The 17,054-nt window shown below is 40.9% G+C and carries 14 protein-coding genes; 11 read left to right on the top strand and 3 right to left on the bottom strand.

The genetic code is table 11. The features are described 5' to 3' along the window. Window positions 1-16 precede the first annotated feature (16 nt). From KSMBR1_RS07215 to KSMBR1_RS07200, 4 genes are all read left to right on the top strand, one after another. Complete coding sequence (locus tag KSMBR1_RS07215; protein WP_157820438.1) at window positions 17-808, top strand: TorD/DmsD family molecular chaperone; 792 nt, start codon at window positions 17-19, stop codon at window positions 806-808. Then, a complete protein-coding gene (locus KSMBR1_RS07210) occupies window positions 808-1,776 on the top strand; it encodes a hypothetical protein (RefSeq protein ID WP_099324708.1) in 969 nt (322 codons plus the stop codon). Before KSMBR1_RS07215 ends, KSMBR1_RS07210 begins: the two co-directional genes overlap by 1 nt. Window positions 1,777-1,821: 45 nt before the next feature. Next, entirely contained in the window at window positions 1,822-5,268 is a 3,447-nt protein-coding gene (locus KSMBR1_RS07205; protein WP_099324707.1) for a molybdopterin-dependent oxidoreductase, read from the top strand. A 115-nt stretch (window positions 5,269-5,383) separates the two neighbouring features. Then, window positions 5,384-6,112 (top strand): carboxypeptidase regulatory-like domain-containing protein, encoded by a 729-nt coding sequence (locus KSMBR1_RS07200; protein WP_099324706.1) that lies wholly within the window; start codon window positions 5,384-5,386, stop codon window positions 6,110-6,112. A gap of 116 nt (window positions 6,113-6,228) precedes the next feature. Here the strand turns inward: KSMBR1_RS07200 and KSMBR1_RS07195 are convergent, their stop codons facing one another. The 3 genes from KSMBR1_RS07195 to prfB all read right to left on the bottom strand — a co-directional run bounded on the left by KSMBR1_RS07195 (window position 6,229) and on the right by prfB (window position 9,726). Beyond that, entirely contained in the window at window positions 6,229-7,251 is a 1,023-nt protein-coding gene (locus tag KSMBR1_RS07195; protein WP_099327002.1) for an NAD(P)H-dependent glycerol-3-phosphate dehydrogenase, read from the bottom strand. 88 nt (window positions 7,252-7,339) lie between these two features. Next, complete coding sequence (locus KSMBR1_RS07190) at window positions 7,340-8,599, bottom strand: serine hydroxymethyltransferase (RefSeq protein ID WP_099324705.1); 1,260 nt, start codon at window positions 8,597-8,599, stop codon at window positions 7,340-7,342. After that, a protein-coding gene (prfB, locus tag KSMBR1_RS07185; protein ID WP_099324704.1) for a peptide chain release factor 2 occupies window positions 8,580-9,726 on the bottom strand; the annotation gives its coding sequence in 2 pieces (ribosomal slippage) (window positions 8,580-9,656 and window positions 9,658-9,726; 1,146 coding nt in all). Before prfB ends, KSMBR1_RS07190 begins: the two co-directional genes overlap by 20 nt. Window positions 9,727-10,370: 644 nt before the next feature. Between prfB and rsmD the strand changes: the two genes are divergently transcribed. The 7 genes from rsmD (at window position 10,371) to tdh (ending at window position 17,013) form a co-directional block, all read left to right on the top strand. Continuing rightward, entirely contained in the window at window positions 10,371-10,967 is a 597-nt protein-coding gene (rsmD, locus tag KSMBR1_RS07180) for a 16S rRNA (guanine(966)-N(2))-methyltransferase RsmD (RefSeq protein ID WP_157820437.1), read from the top strand. Further along, window positions 10,964-11,851 carry a 4-(cytidine 5'-diphospho)-2-C-methyl-D-erythritol kinase gene (gene ispE, locus KSMBR1_RS07175; protein ID WP_099324702.1) on the top strand — a complete coding sequence of 296 codons (888 nt, stop codon included), beginning with the start codon at window positions 10,964-10,966 and terminating at the stop codon, window positions 11,849-11,851. Before rsmD ends, ispE begins: the two co-directional genes overlap by 4 nt. Window positions 11,852-11,869: 18 nt before the next feature. Further along, window positions 11,870-12,319: a SpoVG family protein gene (locus KSMBR1_RS07170; RefSeq protein ID WP_099327001.1), complete on the top strand. Its 450-nt coding sequence runs from the start codon at window positions 11,870-11,872 to the stop codon at window positions 12,317-12,319. 198 nt (window positions 12,320-12,517) lie between these two features. Next, on the top strand, window positions 12,518-14,191 hold the full coding sequence (gene ilvB / locus KSMBR1_RS07165) for a biosynthetic-type acetolactate synthase large subunit (RefSeq protein WP_099324701.1): 1,674 nt from the start codon (window positions 12,518-12,520) through the stop codon (window positions 14,189-14,191). 81 nt (window positions 14,192-14,272) lie between these two features. Further along, window positions 14,273-15,097, top strand: coding sequence for an RnfABCDGE type electron transport complex subunit B (locus KSMBR1_RS07160; RefSeq protein ID WP_099324700.1), 825 nt, complete (start codon window positions 14,273-14,275; stop codon window positions 15,095-15,097). Continuing rightward, window positions 15,098-15,832, top strand: coding sequence for an RsmE family RNA methyltransferase (locus KSMBR1_RS07155; protein ID WP_099324699.1), 735 nt, complete (start codon window positions 15,098-15,100; stop codon window positions 15,830-15,832). It abuts the gene before it with no gap. 158 nt (window positions 15,833-15,990) lie between these two features. Further along, on the top strand, window positions 15,991-17,013 hold the full coding sequence (tdh, locus tag KSMBR1_RS07150; protein ID WP_230408052.1) for an L-threonine 3-dehydrogenase: 1,023 nt from the start codon (window positions 15,991-15,993) through the stop codon (window positions 17,011-17,013). Window positions 17,014-17,054 lie beyond the last annotated feature (41 nt).

Genomic DNA, 17,054 nt, shown 5'->3' with positions numbered 1-17,054 from the left:
GAGGTATTTTATGGTTGTGAATAATAGTGATCTACAGGAAACTGACCAAGTTGCAGAAGTCGGGAATTTGCTGGCGAGAAGTGCTTTGTATCAGGTATTGTCAACATGCTATCTATTTCCTGAAGAAAAAAAACTTTCCGTTTTAGAGGGCGAGGATTTTAATGAACTTGTGGATAAGATCAAAGGATGTTACACGGAAGGTGATAGTTTGACGGCGATGTTGGAATCTTTAAAAAATGTACAGGAGTTCTATAGTACAGCGGACATAGAAAAATTACAACGGATATATAATCGCATAGTTGGGCATACCATATCGAAGGATTGTCCTCTGTATGAGGGTCAATATGGTGCTGCTCATGTGTTTCAGCAGGTGCAGGATTTAGCGGACATACAAGGGTTTTACCGTGCGTTTGGTCTGGATATTTCTGAAGAAGAAAAAGAACGCTGTGATCATATCAGCGTGGAATTAGAGTTTCTGCAATTTCTTCTTTATAAACAAGCGTATGCAATAGAAAATCATGGAAATGAAGAGGCTGAAATTTGCCTGGATGCTCAGAAAAAATTTTTAAAAGAACATGCAGGTAAATGGATACCTCTTTTTGCCCTTCTTTTCGGGAGAAAATCTATAGACGGTTTTTATTTTGCCATTTCTGAAGTAATGAAGGAGTTTATAAAGTTAGAAATGGACTTGTTGGGCGTTCAGACCGAAACATTCACAGAGTCAGATCTAAATCAGGATGTTGTAGCAGGGGCTCCTGATGAATGTTTATCGTGCGCTTCTTCTGTTGACGAGATGGGAGATAATTGATGATGAAGCTTGAGTTTGACCCCGGTTTGATTGAAGAGGTTGTATTCACTGCGATTAGGGCGAAGGAAGAACAAGGGGATACAAAGCTTTCAGAGGAATATCATCTTCGGGTTGATCCTATATACGAGGATTTTTCTCTTGAAGAACGACCAATACAGTTCAGAAAAGTGGAGTGGGATTTCTTTCACAAGCTAGGATTTGTTGCGCTGGTGGAAAAGGCGCTTGATGAATTTAAAGAGTTAGAGGACTTAATGGCTGGTGCAGTAATAGTGAAAGCAAAAAGCAAGCATGATGAAGGGTCTGACCTTGTAAGTGATTTGAATCGGAAAAATGCAAAAAAAAGGATGAAAGTAAAGCTTTTGGCGGAGCGTTTTCGTGATCATATTTTTCTGGAGAAATTTTTGCGGCACGAAATAATGCACATACTTGATATGTTAAGCGATGCGTTTGGTTATAGAAGTGAGTTTCTGGGGGGAAATCCTATGGAACAGTGCATTGTAACGGAGCGATACAGCACTTTTTGGGATATTTATGTAGATAGCCGCATATTGAAGGATGGCAAAGAGACTATTGGTAGTAGGGAAAGCAGATTTGAAGAATTTTCTGCCCTCTATATGGGGTTCTCTGAAGAGGAAAAAAAGGCGATTTTTGATGTACTCTGGAATGATGAAAACCTCACACACGGAAAGATATTGGAATTGGCAGATGATGTTAATAAAGTTCTGAGATTATCTGATGACAAAATTCCTGAAAATCTAAGACAGAAGAAAAAAATTCTTTTGCCAGGCGCTCTTTGCCCCTTGTGCCAGTTTAGGACATACAAATGGGTCGAAAATCTTGAAGAAGACATAGAAACGGTTCAAGATATAAGGCAGGACTTTCCCAACTGGTCAGCGGAAGATGGAGCTTGTGACCGATGTGTTGAAATGTATAAATCGAGAAAAGCGATTTCTCATCACATTATATAACTTTTGTATTACTATTAAATGTTTTTTAGAAAGGAGTAGGAAATTATGAAGCTAACTAGGAGGGCTTTCCTACAGGTAGCCGGTGCAACCGGAGCGACCCTGACGCTTGCTAAGAATGCAATGGCGTTCAGGTTGCTAAAGCCTGCAGTCGTGGTAGATAATCCTTTAGATACCTATCCCGACCGAAGATGGGAAAGTGTATACAGAGATCAGTATCAGTATGACCGTACATTTACTTATTGTTGTTCTCCGAATGACACACATGCATGCAGAATACGAGCATTTGTTAGAAACAATGTAATGATGAGGGTTGAACAAAACTATGACCACCAGAATTATAGCGATTTGTATGGAAACAAGGCGACAAGGAACTGGAATCCGAGGATGTGTTTAAAGGGGTACACGTTTCATAGGCGAGTTTACGGTCCATACCGGCTTAGATACCCTTTGATTCGAAAAGGGTGGAAGCGATGGGCGGATGACGGTTTTCCGGAACTGACGCCGGAGAACAAGACGAAGTATATGTTTGACAACAGGGGCAATGATGAATTATTAAGGGCATCTTGGGATGAAGCCTTTACCTATGCGTCAAAGGGCATAATCCATATTACGAAAAAATACAGCGGCCCGGAAGGCGCGCAAAAACTTATTGACCAGGGGTATCCAAAGGAGATGGTTGACAGGATGCAGGGCGCCGGCACACGTACATTCAAAGGACGTGGTGGCATGGGTCTTCTTGGGGTAATTGGAAAATATGGAATGTATCGGTTTAATAATTGCCTTGCCATTGTAGATGCACATAACCGGGGCGTTGGTCCTGACCAGGCATTAGGCGGCAGAAACTGGTCGAACTATACATGGCATGGTGACCAGGCTCCAGGACATCCTTTTTCTCACGGCCTGCAGACTTCGGATGTTGATATGAACGACGTCCGCTTTTCAAAGTTGTTGATCCAAACAGGAAAGAACTTAATAGAAAACAAGATGCCGGAAGCACATTGGGTCACAGAGGTAATGGAGAGGGGTGGAAAGATTGTTGTTATTACCCCTGAGTATAGTCCTTCAGCTCAAAAGGCGGATTACTGGATTCCTATTCGGAACAACACCGATACTGCGCTGTTCCTCGGTATTACAAAAATACTTATTGACAACAAATGGTATGATGCCGATTATGTAAAGAAGTTTACCGACTTCCCGTTGCTGATAAGGACTGATACTTTAAAGAGGGTTTCTCCAAAAGATATTATTCCGAATTACAAATTACAGGATATTTCCGATGGACCGAGTTATCATATTCAAGGTCTGAAGGATGAACAAAGGGAGATAATCGGAGATTTTGTTGTCTGGGATGCAAAATCAAAAGGTCCAAAAGCTATAACACGGGACGATGTTGGTGAGACGTTGGTTAAAAAAGGTATAGATCCTGTTTTGGAAGGTTCGTTTAAGTTGAAAACCATCGATGGAAAAGAAATCGAGGTAATGACGCTGCTCGAAATGTATAAGATACATCTTCGGGATTATGATATTGATTCTGTGGTTAGCATGACCAATTCTCCTAAAGATCTGATCGAAAGGCTGGCGAAAGACATTGCCACGATAAAACCTGTTGCAATCCATTACGGGGAAGGTGTAAATCACTATTTCCATGCAACGTTGATGAACAGGTCTTACTATTTACCGGTAATGTTAACGGGCAATGTTGGATACTTTGGGTCTGGTTCACATACGTGGGCAGGAAATTATAAAGCTGGCAACTTTCAGGCTTCTAAATGGAGTGGCCCAGGGTTTTATGGGTGGGTAGCGGAAGATGTGTTTAAACCAAATTTAGACCCATATGCATCTGCGAAAGATTTAAATATTAAAGGGCGTGCCCTGGATGAAGAAGTTGCCTATTGGAATCACAGTGAAAGGCCTTTGATTGTGAATACTCCAAAATATGGGCGTAAGGTGTTTACCGGAAAAACGCACATGCCTTCGCCAACTAAGGTTCTCTGGTTTACCAACGTAAATCTTATCAATAATGCGAAGCATGTCTATCAAATGTTGAAGAATGTTAATCCAAACATTGAACAGATTATGTCAACCGATATTGAGATAACAGGTTCGATAGAATACGCGGACTTTGCGTTTCCGGCAAATTCATGGGTTGAATTCCAGGAATTTGAAATCACCAATTCCTGTTCAAATCCTTTTATTCAAATATGGGGGAAAACGGGTATCACTCCTGTGTATGAATCAAAAGATGATGTGAAAATACTTGCGGGTATGGCGTCGAAATTGGGTGAATTGCTAAGAGATAAGAGATTTGAAGACAATTGGAAATTTGCCATTGAAGGAAGAGCGAGTGTGTATATCAACAGATTGCTCGATGGTAGCACGACCATGAAGGGATACACATGCGAGGATATATTGAACGGAAAGTATGGAGAACCGGGTGTGGCGATGCTGTTATTCCGGACATATCCGAGACATCCATTCTGGGAACAGGTACACGAGAGCTTGCCATTTTATACCCCAACTGGAAGGCTACAGGCTTATAATGATGAGCCTGAAATTATTGAATATGGAGAAAACTTTATTGTCCATCGCGAAGGACCTGAAGCTACGCCATATTTACCAAATGCGATTGTGAGTACGAATCCTTATATTCGGCCGGATGACTATGGCATCCCGGAAAATGCTGAATACTGGGAGGATAGGACTGTCAGGAATATCAAGAAATCATGGGAAGAGACAAAGAAGACTAAGAATTTCCTGTGGGAAAAAGGGTATCACTTCTACTGCGTGACTCCAAAATCAAGGCATACCGTGCATTCGCAGTGGGCAGTTACGGATTGGAACTTTATCTGGAACAATAACTTCGGAGATCCGTACAGGATGGATAAGAGAATGCCTGGTGTCGGTGAACATCAAATACATATTCATCCTCAGGCCGCAAGAGATTTAGGGATTGAGGACGGAGACTATGTTTATGTTGATGCAAACCCTGCCGACAGACCATATGAAGGATGGAAGCCAAACGATTCTTTTTATAAGGTATCTAGGCTTATGTTGAGGGCGAAGTACAACCCTGCATACCCGTATAATTGTACGATGATGAAACATTCTGCCTGGATTTCTTCCGACAAAACGGTACAAGCGCATGAGACAAGACCGGATGGTAGGGCGTTGTCTCCGAGCGGTTATCAGTCCAGCTTCCGCTACGGTTCACAGCAGAGTATTACAAGAGATTGGTCGATGCCAATGCACCAGTTGGATAGCCTTTTCCATAAGGCTAAAATCGGGATGAAGTTTATTTTTGGTTTCGAAGCGGATAATCATTGTATTAATACCGTGCCAAAGGAAACATTGGTAAAGATCACAAAGGCTGAGAATGGTGGCATGGGAGGAAAAGGTGTTTGGGATCCTGTTAAAACCGGATACACTGCCGGCAATGAGAATGATTTCATGAAGAAGTTTTTGAATGGTGAATTAATAAAGGTTGATGCATAATTTTTTAGATATAAAGCGATAGTGATAACGAGCTAACAAATGTTGACTTAAGTTGATACATTTGTTAGCTCGTGTAATTTTATGTAAATTTTCAAATGGAGGAAGGCGAAGGCTTATGAAAAGAATTTTAATTTCTGGTATTCTTGCGATGATGTTTGCAGTATCAATGCCAAATGTATTGAAAACTCTCTATGCAGAAGAAAAAGCAGCTTTAAGTGCCGAGGAGGCAGCAGATGCCCTGAAGAAATTGGAAGAAGCGCAACAAAAATTGAAGAGGGTGGTTCAAAATATCCCAAAGATTGAGAACGGTGGTTCTATTACAGGGAAAGTAACATGTAAAAGGGAAAGGACAAATGAGAATGTCGTCGTTTTCCTTGAAAAAGTCGACAATAATGATTTCCCACCACCGACTGAACATGCGGTTGTTGATCAGCTTAACCTAACGTATGTGCCAAGGGTTGTGGCTTTGCAAAAGGGTACAGTAGTGGATTTCCCCAATAGTGATGCGGTTCGCCACAATGTCTTTTCTCCACCGACCGCGGCGTTACAGTTTAATCTGGGTACATACCCAACGGGCGTTATAAAAGAAGTGAAATTTGATGTTTTGGGAGAAACACCACTTCTTTGCAATGTGCACGCGGAAATGGCGGGTTATGTTCTTTCACTGGCAAATCCTTATTTCGCTATGACTGACAAGGAAGGGAATTATACCATCAATAATATTCCTCCCGGAAAATATACGGTGAAGACCTGGCATGAAAAACTCAAAGAATTATCACAAGAGGTCACGGTAGAGACAGGAAAAACTGCTACGATAGATTTCCAATTAGCCAGAAGAAGATAAGCAACTTTATACATCAAAAAAATCCTGGCGGACTGTGCGTATCGCCAGGATTTTTTTGTTAATGGAACGTCTTAAAAATGTTAGGAGGGTTTTTACAAATATTTTAATGCCTTATTTTAATAAATTTCTTCTATCTCTGATTTTGGGGTGCGCAGCATTAGGTTGTTGAGCGCCTCCAATGGTTTTTTCCCAGAGAACAACACGGAATAAATTTCATGGGTAATCGGCATTTCAATACGGTATTTCTTTGAAAGTTCGATAACCGATTTAGTTGTCCACACCCCTTCCGCAATTTGCTTCATATCACGTAATATTTCCTCCAACATCTTTCCTTTGCCGATTTGTTCTCCCACCCATCTGTTTCTTCCATAAGGGCTGATACAGGTAGTTATTAAATCGCCCAGTCCGGAAAGCCCTGAAAAGGTTATTTTTTTTGCACCCATAGCAGTGCCAAGACGGCTTATTTCCGCTAAACCGCGGGTGATTAGCGCCGCTTTTGTAGTGTCTCCCAGACTTAATCCGTCGCATATGCCGGCGGCAATTGCAATCACATTTTTCAGGGCAGCTCCTATTTCTACACCAATTATATCCGTATTCGTATAAACCCTAAACCGATCAGTTGTAAAAAGTTCCTGTACGGTTTGTGCTAAAGATAAATCATTTGAAGATGCAACAATAGTAGTTGGCAAGCCATGGGCAACCTCTTCTGCATGACTAGGTCCCAAAAGCAAAGATACCGGCGGGTCTCCTAGTACATCGCGGATAATTTCGCTTGGCCGCATGAGTGTTTCGTTTTCGATCCCTTTTGTGATACTAATGATGGGAGTTTTATTGACAAATACCTCCTTAAATTTAAGCAGCACTGAACGCAAATAAGGAGTGGGAGTCGCGGATAGAATAAATTGCGTATCCATTAATGTGGCGGTAATTTCAGAAGTAATAGCAATATCCGGTGGGATGATAATGCCTTTTAAATATTTTGTGTTTTCCCTTTTTTCGTTTAAATAATCAGTGTAAGACTTGTCATGTCCCCAAAGACCGATTTTATTGCCTTTATTGTATAATAAAATGGCGAGAGCAGTTCCCCAGCCACCATTTCCAATGACAGTAATATTTTTTGCACTAAAGTTTTGAGTCATTTTTATTTGCATATAAAAACAGGCTGGATTAAATCCAGCCTGTTGCATAAGATAGTTTGTAAATAAAAACTAATGTGTACATTAATCTTTATTTTGTAGACGGGCAAGCACCTGATTCGTGCAATGGATAAGCAGCGCATAAATCTTTTACTATGTTTTTAACATCCCTTTTTGCCTGGTCATTGTGTGGACGGGATAAAATTTTGTCAATGCATTCCGCAATCTTTACCGAATCCTTTTCATCCATTCCTCTGGAAGCAATTGTCGGCGTTCCGATACGAATACCGCTCGGTTCATTTGCGCCTCTTTCATCATAAGGAACAGTGTTTCTGTTCAGTACTATATTAACAGTTTCAAGCAGTATTTGCGCTTCTTTGCCGGTGATATTCTTGTTGCGTAAATCAACGAGAAATAAGTGATTATCCGTACCGCCGGAAACTATGTCGTATCCCTTTTTAACAAATTCATTGGCCATGGCTTGTGCATTTTTAACTGTTTGTTGCTGGCATTTTTTAAATTCTTCAGACATCGCTTCCTTAAAGGCTACTGCCTTTGCAGCGATACTATGCATAAAAGGGCCTCCCTGGATTCCGGGAAACACCATTGCGTCAATCTGTTTTGCATATTTGGATTTGCACAAAATAAGACCTCCTCTAGGCCCGCGTAATGTTTTGTGGGTTGTTGTGGTAACAAAATCGGCAAAAGGAACCGGAGAAGGATGAACGCCTGCCGCAATCAGGCCTGCGATATGCGCGATATCTGCCATAAAATAAGCGCCGACTTCATCTGCAACAGCCCTGAATTTTTTAAAGTCAATAATTCGCGGATAAGCGCTTGCCCCGGCAATAATGAGTTTTGGCTTAAATGCAAGAGCGATGTTGCGCAACTCATCATAATCTATGCAGCCGGTTTCTCTTTTTACACCATAGTGGGATATTTCGTACATCATCCCGGAAAAATTCTTTTTAAAGCCGTGAGTTAAGTGTCCGCCATGTGAGAGATCCATGCCCAGTACCCGGTCTCCCGGCTTTAGTACGGCAAAACATACCGCCATATTTGCCTGCGAACCTGCATTTGGCTGTACATTAGCATGTTCAGCGCCAAATATCTGCTTTGCCCTTTGCACGGCCAAATGCTCTACGGTATCTACATTCGCACATCCTGCATACCATCGTTTGTTAACATATCCCTCAGCATATTTGTTGGTCATGAGAGAGCCTTGTGCTTCTTGTACGGCAAGGCTGCATATATTTTCTGATGCGATTAAATCAATTGTTTCCTGTTGCCTTTTTGCTTCTTCCTGTATGGCATTCCAGACTTCCGGGTCGTCATGTTTTAACGTTGTCATAATTCCTCGTTTTTGTTAATAAATTTGATTTTGCCATTTTCCATTTTAAATAAGCTTCAATAAACCCCTCTATTTCACCATCTAACATTGCCTGTGTATTACCACTTTCCTTGCCAGTTCTTAAATCTTTAACGAGCGAGTACGGTTGTAATACATATGATCGTATCTGGTTTCCCCAGGCGATTTCACCTTTTTCGTCATAGGCTGCAGATAATTCCCTTTCCTTTTCTTTCTCCTTTATTTGATATATCTTTGCTTTTAACATGTTGATTGCTCGTCTTCGGTTTTGATGCTGTGAGCGTTCACTTTGGCATGCTATTACAATTCCGGTAGGCAAATGAGTAATACGAACCGCAGAAGATGTTTTATTTACATGCTGCCCACCCGCCCCTGATGAACGGTATGTATCTACCTGTAATTCATTGTCGTTTATTTCTATTTCCTCTTCCTCTTCTATTTCCGGCAGTACATCAACAGCAGCAAACGAAGTATGTCTTCTGGCATTGGAATCAAATGGAGAAATTCTTACTAAACGGTGTACACCAATTTCAGATTTTAAATGCCCATAAACATATTCGCCTTCGATGAGAACGGTAATTCTTTTTAATCCGGCTTCTTCCCCCGCGAGTGAATCAATGAGAGAGAGTGTGTGACCATTTTTTTCTGCCCAGCGTGAATACATACGAAAAAGCATTGAAACCCAATCACATGATTCTGTTCCTCCGGCCCCGGCGTAAATACTCAGGTAAGCATTGCAATGGTCATGGGCTTCGCCAAGCATTGTATGTAGCTCGAGTTTTTCAAGTTTTTGTGTAAATAATGCAATATCCCCAACTATCTCCGCTGTTGTTCTTTCATCGCTTTCTTCGTCCATAAGGTCAACCAGAAATTCTATCTCTTCGTAAGTTTTTTGTAATTCCTGCAGAGGCAAAACAATTCCTTTGAGAGTTTTTAATTTATTAATAATCTGCTGCGCCTTATCTTTGTTTTCCCAAAATCCCGGAAAAGATAGTTTGTTTTCAAGTTCGATTAGCTCCTTTTCTTTGCTTACTACATCAAAGAGAGTCCTTTATGTTAATGAGACGTTCACGAAGGTTAGGGAGATCTTTTCTGATATTTTCGGTCATTTTTTTCCTGTTTCTTTGTTTAAAAAGTTATAAGATTCCAAAAAGGGCATTTTTGGTGTGAAATCAACAAAAGAGAGAATTAATAATTTTAAGAGGTAATCTTGAATATAAAAACCATTATTTAAAAATTCCGGACGGAAATAGAATTTGTTTTATTTGTGAGTTTTATGAAGATATTTTTATCGTGAAATAGTATCGGTAATGTCTGATAAATATCCGATATATAAGCATGAATATTACAAAAAACTATTAAATGTGTCAATACGGAATTTGTATTTGACTTGGGACTAATATATACGTACCATTTGTGCGCTAGAGATTTTTATAAAACAACATGGGTTGCTTGTTCGTATTTGGAAGGAGATATAACAAAATAAATATTTTCCGGAAAGTATTTAAAGAATATTACAATTTTAAGCCATAGTTGAATGCTTAAATTTCTAAAATCAGTTTGTGATTATGGGGGTAAATTTATCAGGGGTTGTATGGTGTTAGCCCGGGGATGGCTGAGGTTTGAAAGCATTAGTTATTTCATATAAAGGTTTTCTAAAAGTGGGCAATGTTGTGAATAAACAGAAGGTTTTTGTGTCGTCGTTTGTTTTTTATCAATGTATTAATAATAAGAGAGAGTCTGATACAAAATTGTGCGTGTAATTGCGGGAAGTGCAAAGGGTATTTTGCTTTGTTCTCCTAAGGGGAACAAAACAAGGCCAATACCGGATAATGTGAAAGAATCACTGTTTAACATATTGGCGGAGATCATCCCGGACAGTCGTGTGCTGGATTTATATGCCGGTACGGGGGCTGTTGGAATAGAGGCATTAAGCAGGGGTGCTAAATCATGTTTGTTTGTGGAGAATGGCACGTTTGCAATCCAGTCGATAAAAAAAAACATCAGCGCAACAAAACTGCTTAACAAGTCGGTAACCGTAAGATGTGATGTGCTTAAAACCATCCCCTTTCTGGAGCAGAATACCGACGGGATTGATATTGTTTTTGCCTGTCCGCCATACCCCCTCGCCGACAACAGTTCTTATAGAGAAAAATTGCTGATGCTCTTGTCAATATTATTCGAAAAAGACATTGTGTGTCCGGGAGGAATTGTTGTGTTTCAACATAGAAAGATAACGCTGGAGATACCTCCAGGTGCTTCGTTTTTAAAGTTGTACGATACTAGAAGTTATAGAGAAACACAAATATCTTTTTTCGAAAAAAAAATCACAGTGGGAAACATGTCATGAAGTTTTGGGAAGATCGGGGGAAATTAAAAATTGCAGCACCAGCAAAAATCAATTTGTTCCTTGAGATTTTAGGGAAACGTCCAGATGGATATCATGAAATCGAAACCGTTATGCAAAAGGTGTGTTTATACGATTACCTTTATTTGGAAGATAATGAAGGTTTGGAATTCAGTTGTTCAAATCCAGGACTTGAAACGGGTGAAAATAACCTGATTATTAAAGCGGTGCGATTGTTGCAAAAAGAATCGGGTATTTCCAGAGGGGTAAAGATATTTTTAGAAAAAAATATACCGGTGGGGGCAGGTCTTGGCGGCGGGAGTAGTGACGCTGCAGCCACTTTAATCGGCATAAATAAGATGTGGCGGCTTGGGTATGATAGTGAAAAATTAATGTTGTTTGCAAGCAGGCTTGGTTCCGATGTCCCTTTTTTTATAGGCGAGAATACTGCTGTTTGCAGAGGAAGGGGGGAAATTATTCAGCCATTCCCATCCCGTGTAATATATCATTATGTAATAGTGTATCCGGGCTTTGAGGTAAGTACTGCTACCATATATAAAAATTTCAAAATTGGCTTGACAAAAAATTTGAAAGATGTTAGTTTCACCTTGCGTTTCTTAGAGGCAGACGATGCTACTCTGCTGGGGAAGTATTTGCACAATCGATTAGAAGACGTCGTTTTTAAGCTCTATCCTCAACTTGAAGAAATTAGACAGAAATTTAGAAAATTTGATTTTTGTGGAGTGCTTTTATCTGGAAGTGGTTCTGCAGTGTATGGATTATGCAGAAGTGGAAGTGATGCAAATAATATAGGACAAAAATTAAAAACGTTTGGTATTGGTGATGTTTTTGTGGTAGCCAGTGATTTCGAAGGCATAACTAAGTGAACAGGAAAGGGGATGGCCGTGAATATAACTGAAGTTAGGGTGAAGCTGACCGAAGCGAAAAAAAACAGATTACAAGCGTTTTGCAGCATTACAATTGATAACGATTTTGTTGTTAGAGATCTGAAGGTTATCGAGGGGCATAAAGGGGCTTTTGTGGCAATGCCAAGCAGAAAGCTTACAGACCGATGCCCGGGTTGTGGCGGGAAAAACCACCTTATGTCTCAATACTGTAACGATTGTGGTACAAGACTAGATGAAAAGCGGGCATCAAAGGGTGCGGGAAGGTTAAAATTACATGCAGATACCGCACATCCGATAAATTCAAAATGCAGAGAAGAAATACAGGAAAAAGTTCTTGCCGCCTATAAAGAAGAAGTGGAAAGGTCTAAACTGCCAGGTTACAAGCCTCCAAAATATGAAGATATGGATGATTTGGATTCCAGCGATTTTGATAGCGAAGATGTATGAGGTCTGCAAAGTAGTAAAACCTTACGGATAGAAATATAAGAGTTCACAACTCAATATTTTCACATCAATTGACTTCTTGCTGTTCAATTTAAACATACCTCTTTGAACATACCGTAAAGAAATAGAACGCGAAAGTGTGTTTTCTGAAGGTGTTCTTATGTTTGCTTTAAACTTTTGTGTTATCTTTTACAAAAACCAATGATTAAAACAGGTTCTCACATTCTAATAAATGCATTGATACGGGAAGGGGTAGAATACGTGTTTGGCATTCCAGGCGGCGCTGTTCTTCCTTTGTTTGACGCATTATATGAATCGCAGATTAAATTTATTTTAACGAGACATGAGCAGGGCGCAGGCCATGCGGCGGATGGATTTGCGAGGGCAACAGGCAAAGTAGGTGTATGTTTGGCGACCTCAGGCCCTGGCGCTACAAACTTAACAACTGCTATAGCAACGGCATACATGGATTCCGTTCCGATGGTTGCTTTGACGGGACAGGTAAAAACATTTCTTATCGGTAATGACGCCTTCCAGGAAGTTGATATTATTGGAATAACCCGCCCCATAACAAAACACAGCTATTTAGTTAAGGATGTTAAAGATTTAGCAAGAGTAGTAAAAGAAGCATTTTATTTGGCAAATTCCGGCAGACAAGGTCCCGTATTAATAGATTTGCCCGTAGATGTTACTATGGCTGAATGTGAAGAAATAATACCTCCGGAAATAGATTTGCCAGGATACAAACCCACGTATGAAGGTAATATCCGTCAGATAAAAATTGCCGCAGAGGTAATTAATAATGCAAGGCGCCCTGTATTGTATACAGGTGGCGGCATTATTGCTTCAGATAGCGCAAAGGAATTATTGGAACTTGCGGAAAAAGGGAATATCCCCGTCACCACAACCCTTATGGGTCTTGGGGGCTTTCCGGAAAATCATAATTTATCTTTGGGTATGCTGGGAATGCACGGGACTGCGTATGCGAATTTTGCAGTTACGACATGTGATATATTGATTGCAATTGGTGCGCGGTTTGACGACCGTATCACGGGTAAAATTGATGAATTTGCACCAAACGCAAAAATTATCCACATTGACATAGACCCTTCTTCCATAAGTAAAAATATCAAGGTAGATATACCGGTTGTGGGGTACGCCCAAAATACCTTGAGAGAACTTAATAAACATATCAGTTTTGTCGAGAGAAGAGAATGGTTCGATAAAATCAAGCAATGGAAAGAACAAAATCCATTAACATATAATAATAGTGGAGATCTTATAAAGCCTCAGTATGTGATAGAACAAATATATGAAGCAACGAATGGTGAGGCAATTATAACCACGGAAGTTGGACAGAATCAGATGTGGGCGGCACAGTATTATACATATACTAAGCCGCGAACATTCCTTTCATCCGGGGGATTGGGTACAATGGGATACGGATTTCCTGCGGCAATTGGAGCGCAATTGGGATGCCCGGATAAAATTGTGGTGGATATTGCAGGGGATGGCAGTATCCAGATGAATATTCAGGAACTGAGCACCGTGGTTCGGTTGAATATTCCGGTAAAGATTGTTATCCTTAATAACGGGTACCTTGGTATGGTACGGCAATGGCAGGAGTTATTTTACGATAAACGTTACTCCAGTGTAAGTTTAAACGGGAATCCGGATTTCGTAAAGTTGGCGGAATCGTATGGAGCGAAAGGATTTTTGATAGAAAAGAAAGAGGATGTGCGTCCCACGTTGGAAAAAGCATTTTTCACAAAACAACCCGTAGTCATGGATTTCAGGGTCGACCCTAATGAAAATGTTTTTCCGATGGTCCCCTCAGGCAAACCAATCCATCAAATGATTGGAACAATGGCATAACAGTACATTGTTATAATTATAAGACATAACTTGTCTTTAGTCAGAAATATATTAAATACGAAGCACGTACAGGATACAAAAATGGAATTAATTTTAAGCGCAACAATTACACTCGGCATATTAGGAATGATCTTTGGCATAGGTTTGGCCATTGCCTCGGATACCTTTGCCGTGAAAGTGGATCCCCGTATCGAAAGAATTAACGAGGTGCTTCCCGGCGCAAATTGCGGGGCATGTGGTCAGCCCGGTTGTGGCGGCTTTGCCCAGGCGATAGTGGAAGGGAAATCGCCTGTTACAGGCTGTACTGTTGGACAATCTTCCGTGGCGGAACGTGTTGCCAATATTATGGGGGTCGAATTTGAAAATAAGGAACGGGTTTTTTCCGTTGTAATGTGTCATGCAAAAGGTGTTACTAACAAATTTATCTATAACGGAGTAAAGGATTGCCGTGCGGCAAACATTATTAGCGGCGGTTTTTTTGGCTGTGATTATGGATGTTTGGGCTTAGGTACTTGTGTTGAAGCATGTAAATTTGAAGCTATGTACATGGGGAAGGACGGTTTGCCAAAAGTAATAAGGGAACGCTGCACAGGTTGTGGAAAATGTGCGGAAGTTTGCCCAAGGGAGATCATCAGTATATTGCCTGAATCAAAAATGGTGCATGTGAGATGTAAATCCTTAGATAAAGGCGCTGTTGCAAAGAAAATATGCCAGGATTCCTGCATTGCTTGTAAACGCTGCGAAAAGGAATGTCCATATGACGCAATTCATGTGCAAAACAATCTTGCAGTAATTGATTATCAAAAGTGTACATCATGCGGCAAATGTGTTGATGTCTGCCCCAACCATACGATAATAAATTATGCAAGAGCGTTAAGTTCCGCCTCAACGGTCTCATCTCAATAAATGCACCAGGATCGGTTTTTCATACCCAATGTTTCCATAGATTCAGAGATTTGGATTGAAGGAAAAGAAGCACACCACATCTTACACGTCAAAAGAGCAAAACAGGGAAACAAAATTACCCTTTTTGATGGAAAAGGCATTGAATACAAGGCGGTTGTTGTTGAAACGCAACGTGCCAGGTTAAAAGTATTTATTGAGAGTTCCCTGGTCGTTGACAGGGAGCCGAACGTCTCAATTACAATAGCCGTTTCTATTCCTAAAGGAAAATTTTCCGACATCTTAATCCAAAAATGTTCTGAATTGGGGATACACACTTTGACCCCGCTTCATTGTGAAAGGAGCGTTGTGGCGATAAAAGAAACGTCAGCGGAAAAGCGGGAGAGATGGAATAAGATAGTCATTGAATCCTCCAAACAATGCAAACGGAATATTCTTACTGAAATTACGACTGGTGTGGCGATAGAAGATTTTTTGAAAACTTTATGCGATTACGACCTTTCACTCATGCCATGCTTAAGGCGTCATGCAATGTCCCTGAAAGCTGTATTACGCGAAAGGCCTTCTGCAAAAAAGATTGTTTGCCTTATAGGCCCTGAGGGTGGTTTTACTGATAATGAAATTGAACGTGCCGTTGAAAAAGGCTGCATTCCGGTAACTCTGGGAAGTTCGACTCTAAGAATTGAGACTGCCGCAATAGCCGTTTCCTCCATGCTGTTGTATGAATATTGTCTATGACTATGAATGCAAATCGATTTAATCAGAAGTCTGAGGACTGATCTCCGGATTCTGACTTCCGACGTCTGATTATGCGGCAGACAGGTTTCCTTAATACCGCTTGTAGTTGCGTTATAAATATACGGTTCTTGTGAAAGGATTTTTGTGTGAAGGCGGTAGTGAAAGCAAATCGTGCCAGTGGGCTGGAATTGGTAAAGATGCCGGAACCAAAGCTTGGCCCAAAAGATGTTTTAATTAAGGTTCAGGTTGCCTCTATATGCGGAACGGATGTTCATATAGATGACTGGACATATTGGGCGCAGCAGCGCTTTACGCCGCCCCGTATTATAGGCCATGAGTTTGCCGGTTATGTGCAGGAGGTTGGGAAGGAGGTTACGTTTGTTAAAGCTGGGGAGAGGGTTTCTGCGGAAACTCACATTTCATGCGGCTACTGCTACCAATGCAAGAATGGATACAGAGAAGTATGCAGAAAAAGTAAATTGTTAGGGATTGATTACGATGGAACGTTCGCCGAATACCTTAGCCTGCCTGAGCATGTATTGTGGAAAGATGATCCTCGTATTCCTGATGAATGGGCGACAATTCAGGAGCCGTTTGGAAATGCTGTTGACACGGTAATGTCTGAGGATATATCTTCAAAAACGGTGCTTATTTTGGGGGCAGGTCCCATTGGTCTCTTTGCCGTAGGTATAGCAAGGGCATGCGGGGCGTCTCTCATTATTGTTTCTGACCCAAATGATTATCGGCTGGATATCGGTAAAAAGATGGGTGCGGATATTGTGGCGAATCCGAAAAACACAGATATCCTGAATTGTGTGCTGGAAGCGACGGAGGGAAATGGCGTAGATGTGGTTCTGGAGTTTTCCGGCAATAAACTGGCGCTTGATCAGGGACTTAAGTCTCTTACTCCCGGTGGAAGAATATCGATTTTGGGGATATATGAAACCCCTGTTGATATTGATCTGAATAGAGAGGTTATTTTTAAAAAAATACGCATATATGGGATTACCGGCAGAAAGATATTTTCTACGTGGTATAAGACGTCCAGGTTTCTGTCTTCCGGGCTGGTGGATCCTGGACCGGTTATTACACACACGTTTTTACTGGAAGATTACGAAAAGGGCATGCAGCTAATGAGAGATGGCATGTGTGGAAAGGTTGTTTTGCAGGTCATGCCGTAATTTCATTCCGTTTGCATGGATTTGAAAGACCCCTGCAACTG

This window comes from Candidatus Kuenenia stuttgartiensis (assembly GCF_900232105.1).
GTDB lineage: Bacteria > Planctomycetota > Brocadiia > Brocadiales > Brocadiaceae > Kuenenia > Kuenenia stuttgartiensis_A.
Note: the sequence above shows the minus strand (reverse complement) of the source record. Positions and strands in the feature narration are given on the sequence as shown.

What these genes read in the sequence shown, in the direction of transcription:
- KSMBR1_RS07210 (WP_099324708.1), top strand. Translation starts at nt 808, where the DNA reads ATGATGAAGCTTGAGTTTGACCCCGGTTTGATTGAAGAGGTTGTATTC.
- KSMBR1_RS07205 (WP_099324707.1), top strand. Translation starts at nt 1,822, where the DNA reads ATGAAGCTAACTAGGAGGGCTTTCCTACAGGTAGCCGGTGCAACCGGA.
- KSMBR1_RS07200 (WP_099324706.1), top strand. Translation starts at nt 5,384, where the DNA reads ATGAAAAGAATTTTAATTTCTGGTATTCTTGCGATGATGTTTGCAGTA.
- KSMBR1_RS07195 (WP_099327002.1), bottom strand. Translation starts at nt 7,251, where the DNA reads ATGACTCAAAACTTTAGTGCAAAAAATATTACTGTCATTGGAAATGGT.
- KSMBR1_RS07190 (WP_099324705.1), bottom strand. Translation starts at nt 8,599, where the DNA reads ATGACAACGTTAAAACATGACGACCCGGAAGTCTGGAATGCCATACAG.
- ispE (WP_099324702.1), top strand. Translation starts at nt 10,964, where the DNA reads ATGAAGTTTTGGGAAGATCGGGGGAAATTAAAAATTGCAGCACCAGCA.
- ilvB (WP_099324701.1), top strand. Translation starts at nt 12,518, where the DNA reads ATGATTAAAACAGGTTCTCACATTCTAATAAATGCATTGATACGGGAA.
- KSMBR1_RS07160 (WP_099324700.1), top strand. Translation starts at nt 14,273, where the DNA reads ATGGAATTAATTTTAAGCGCAACAATTACACTCGGCATATTAGGAATG.
- KSMBR1_RS07155 (WP_099324699.1), top strand. Translation starts at nt 15,098, where the DNA reads ATGCACCAGGATCGGTTTTTCATACCCAATGTTTCCATAGATTCAGAG.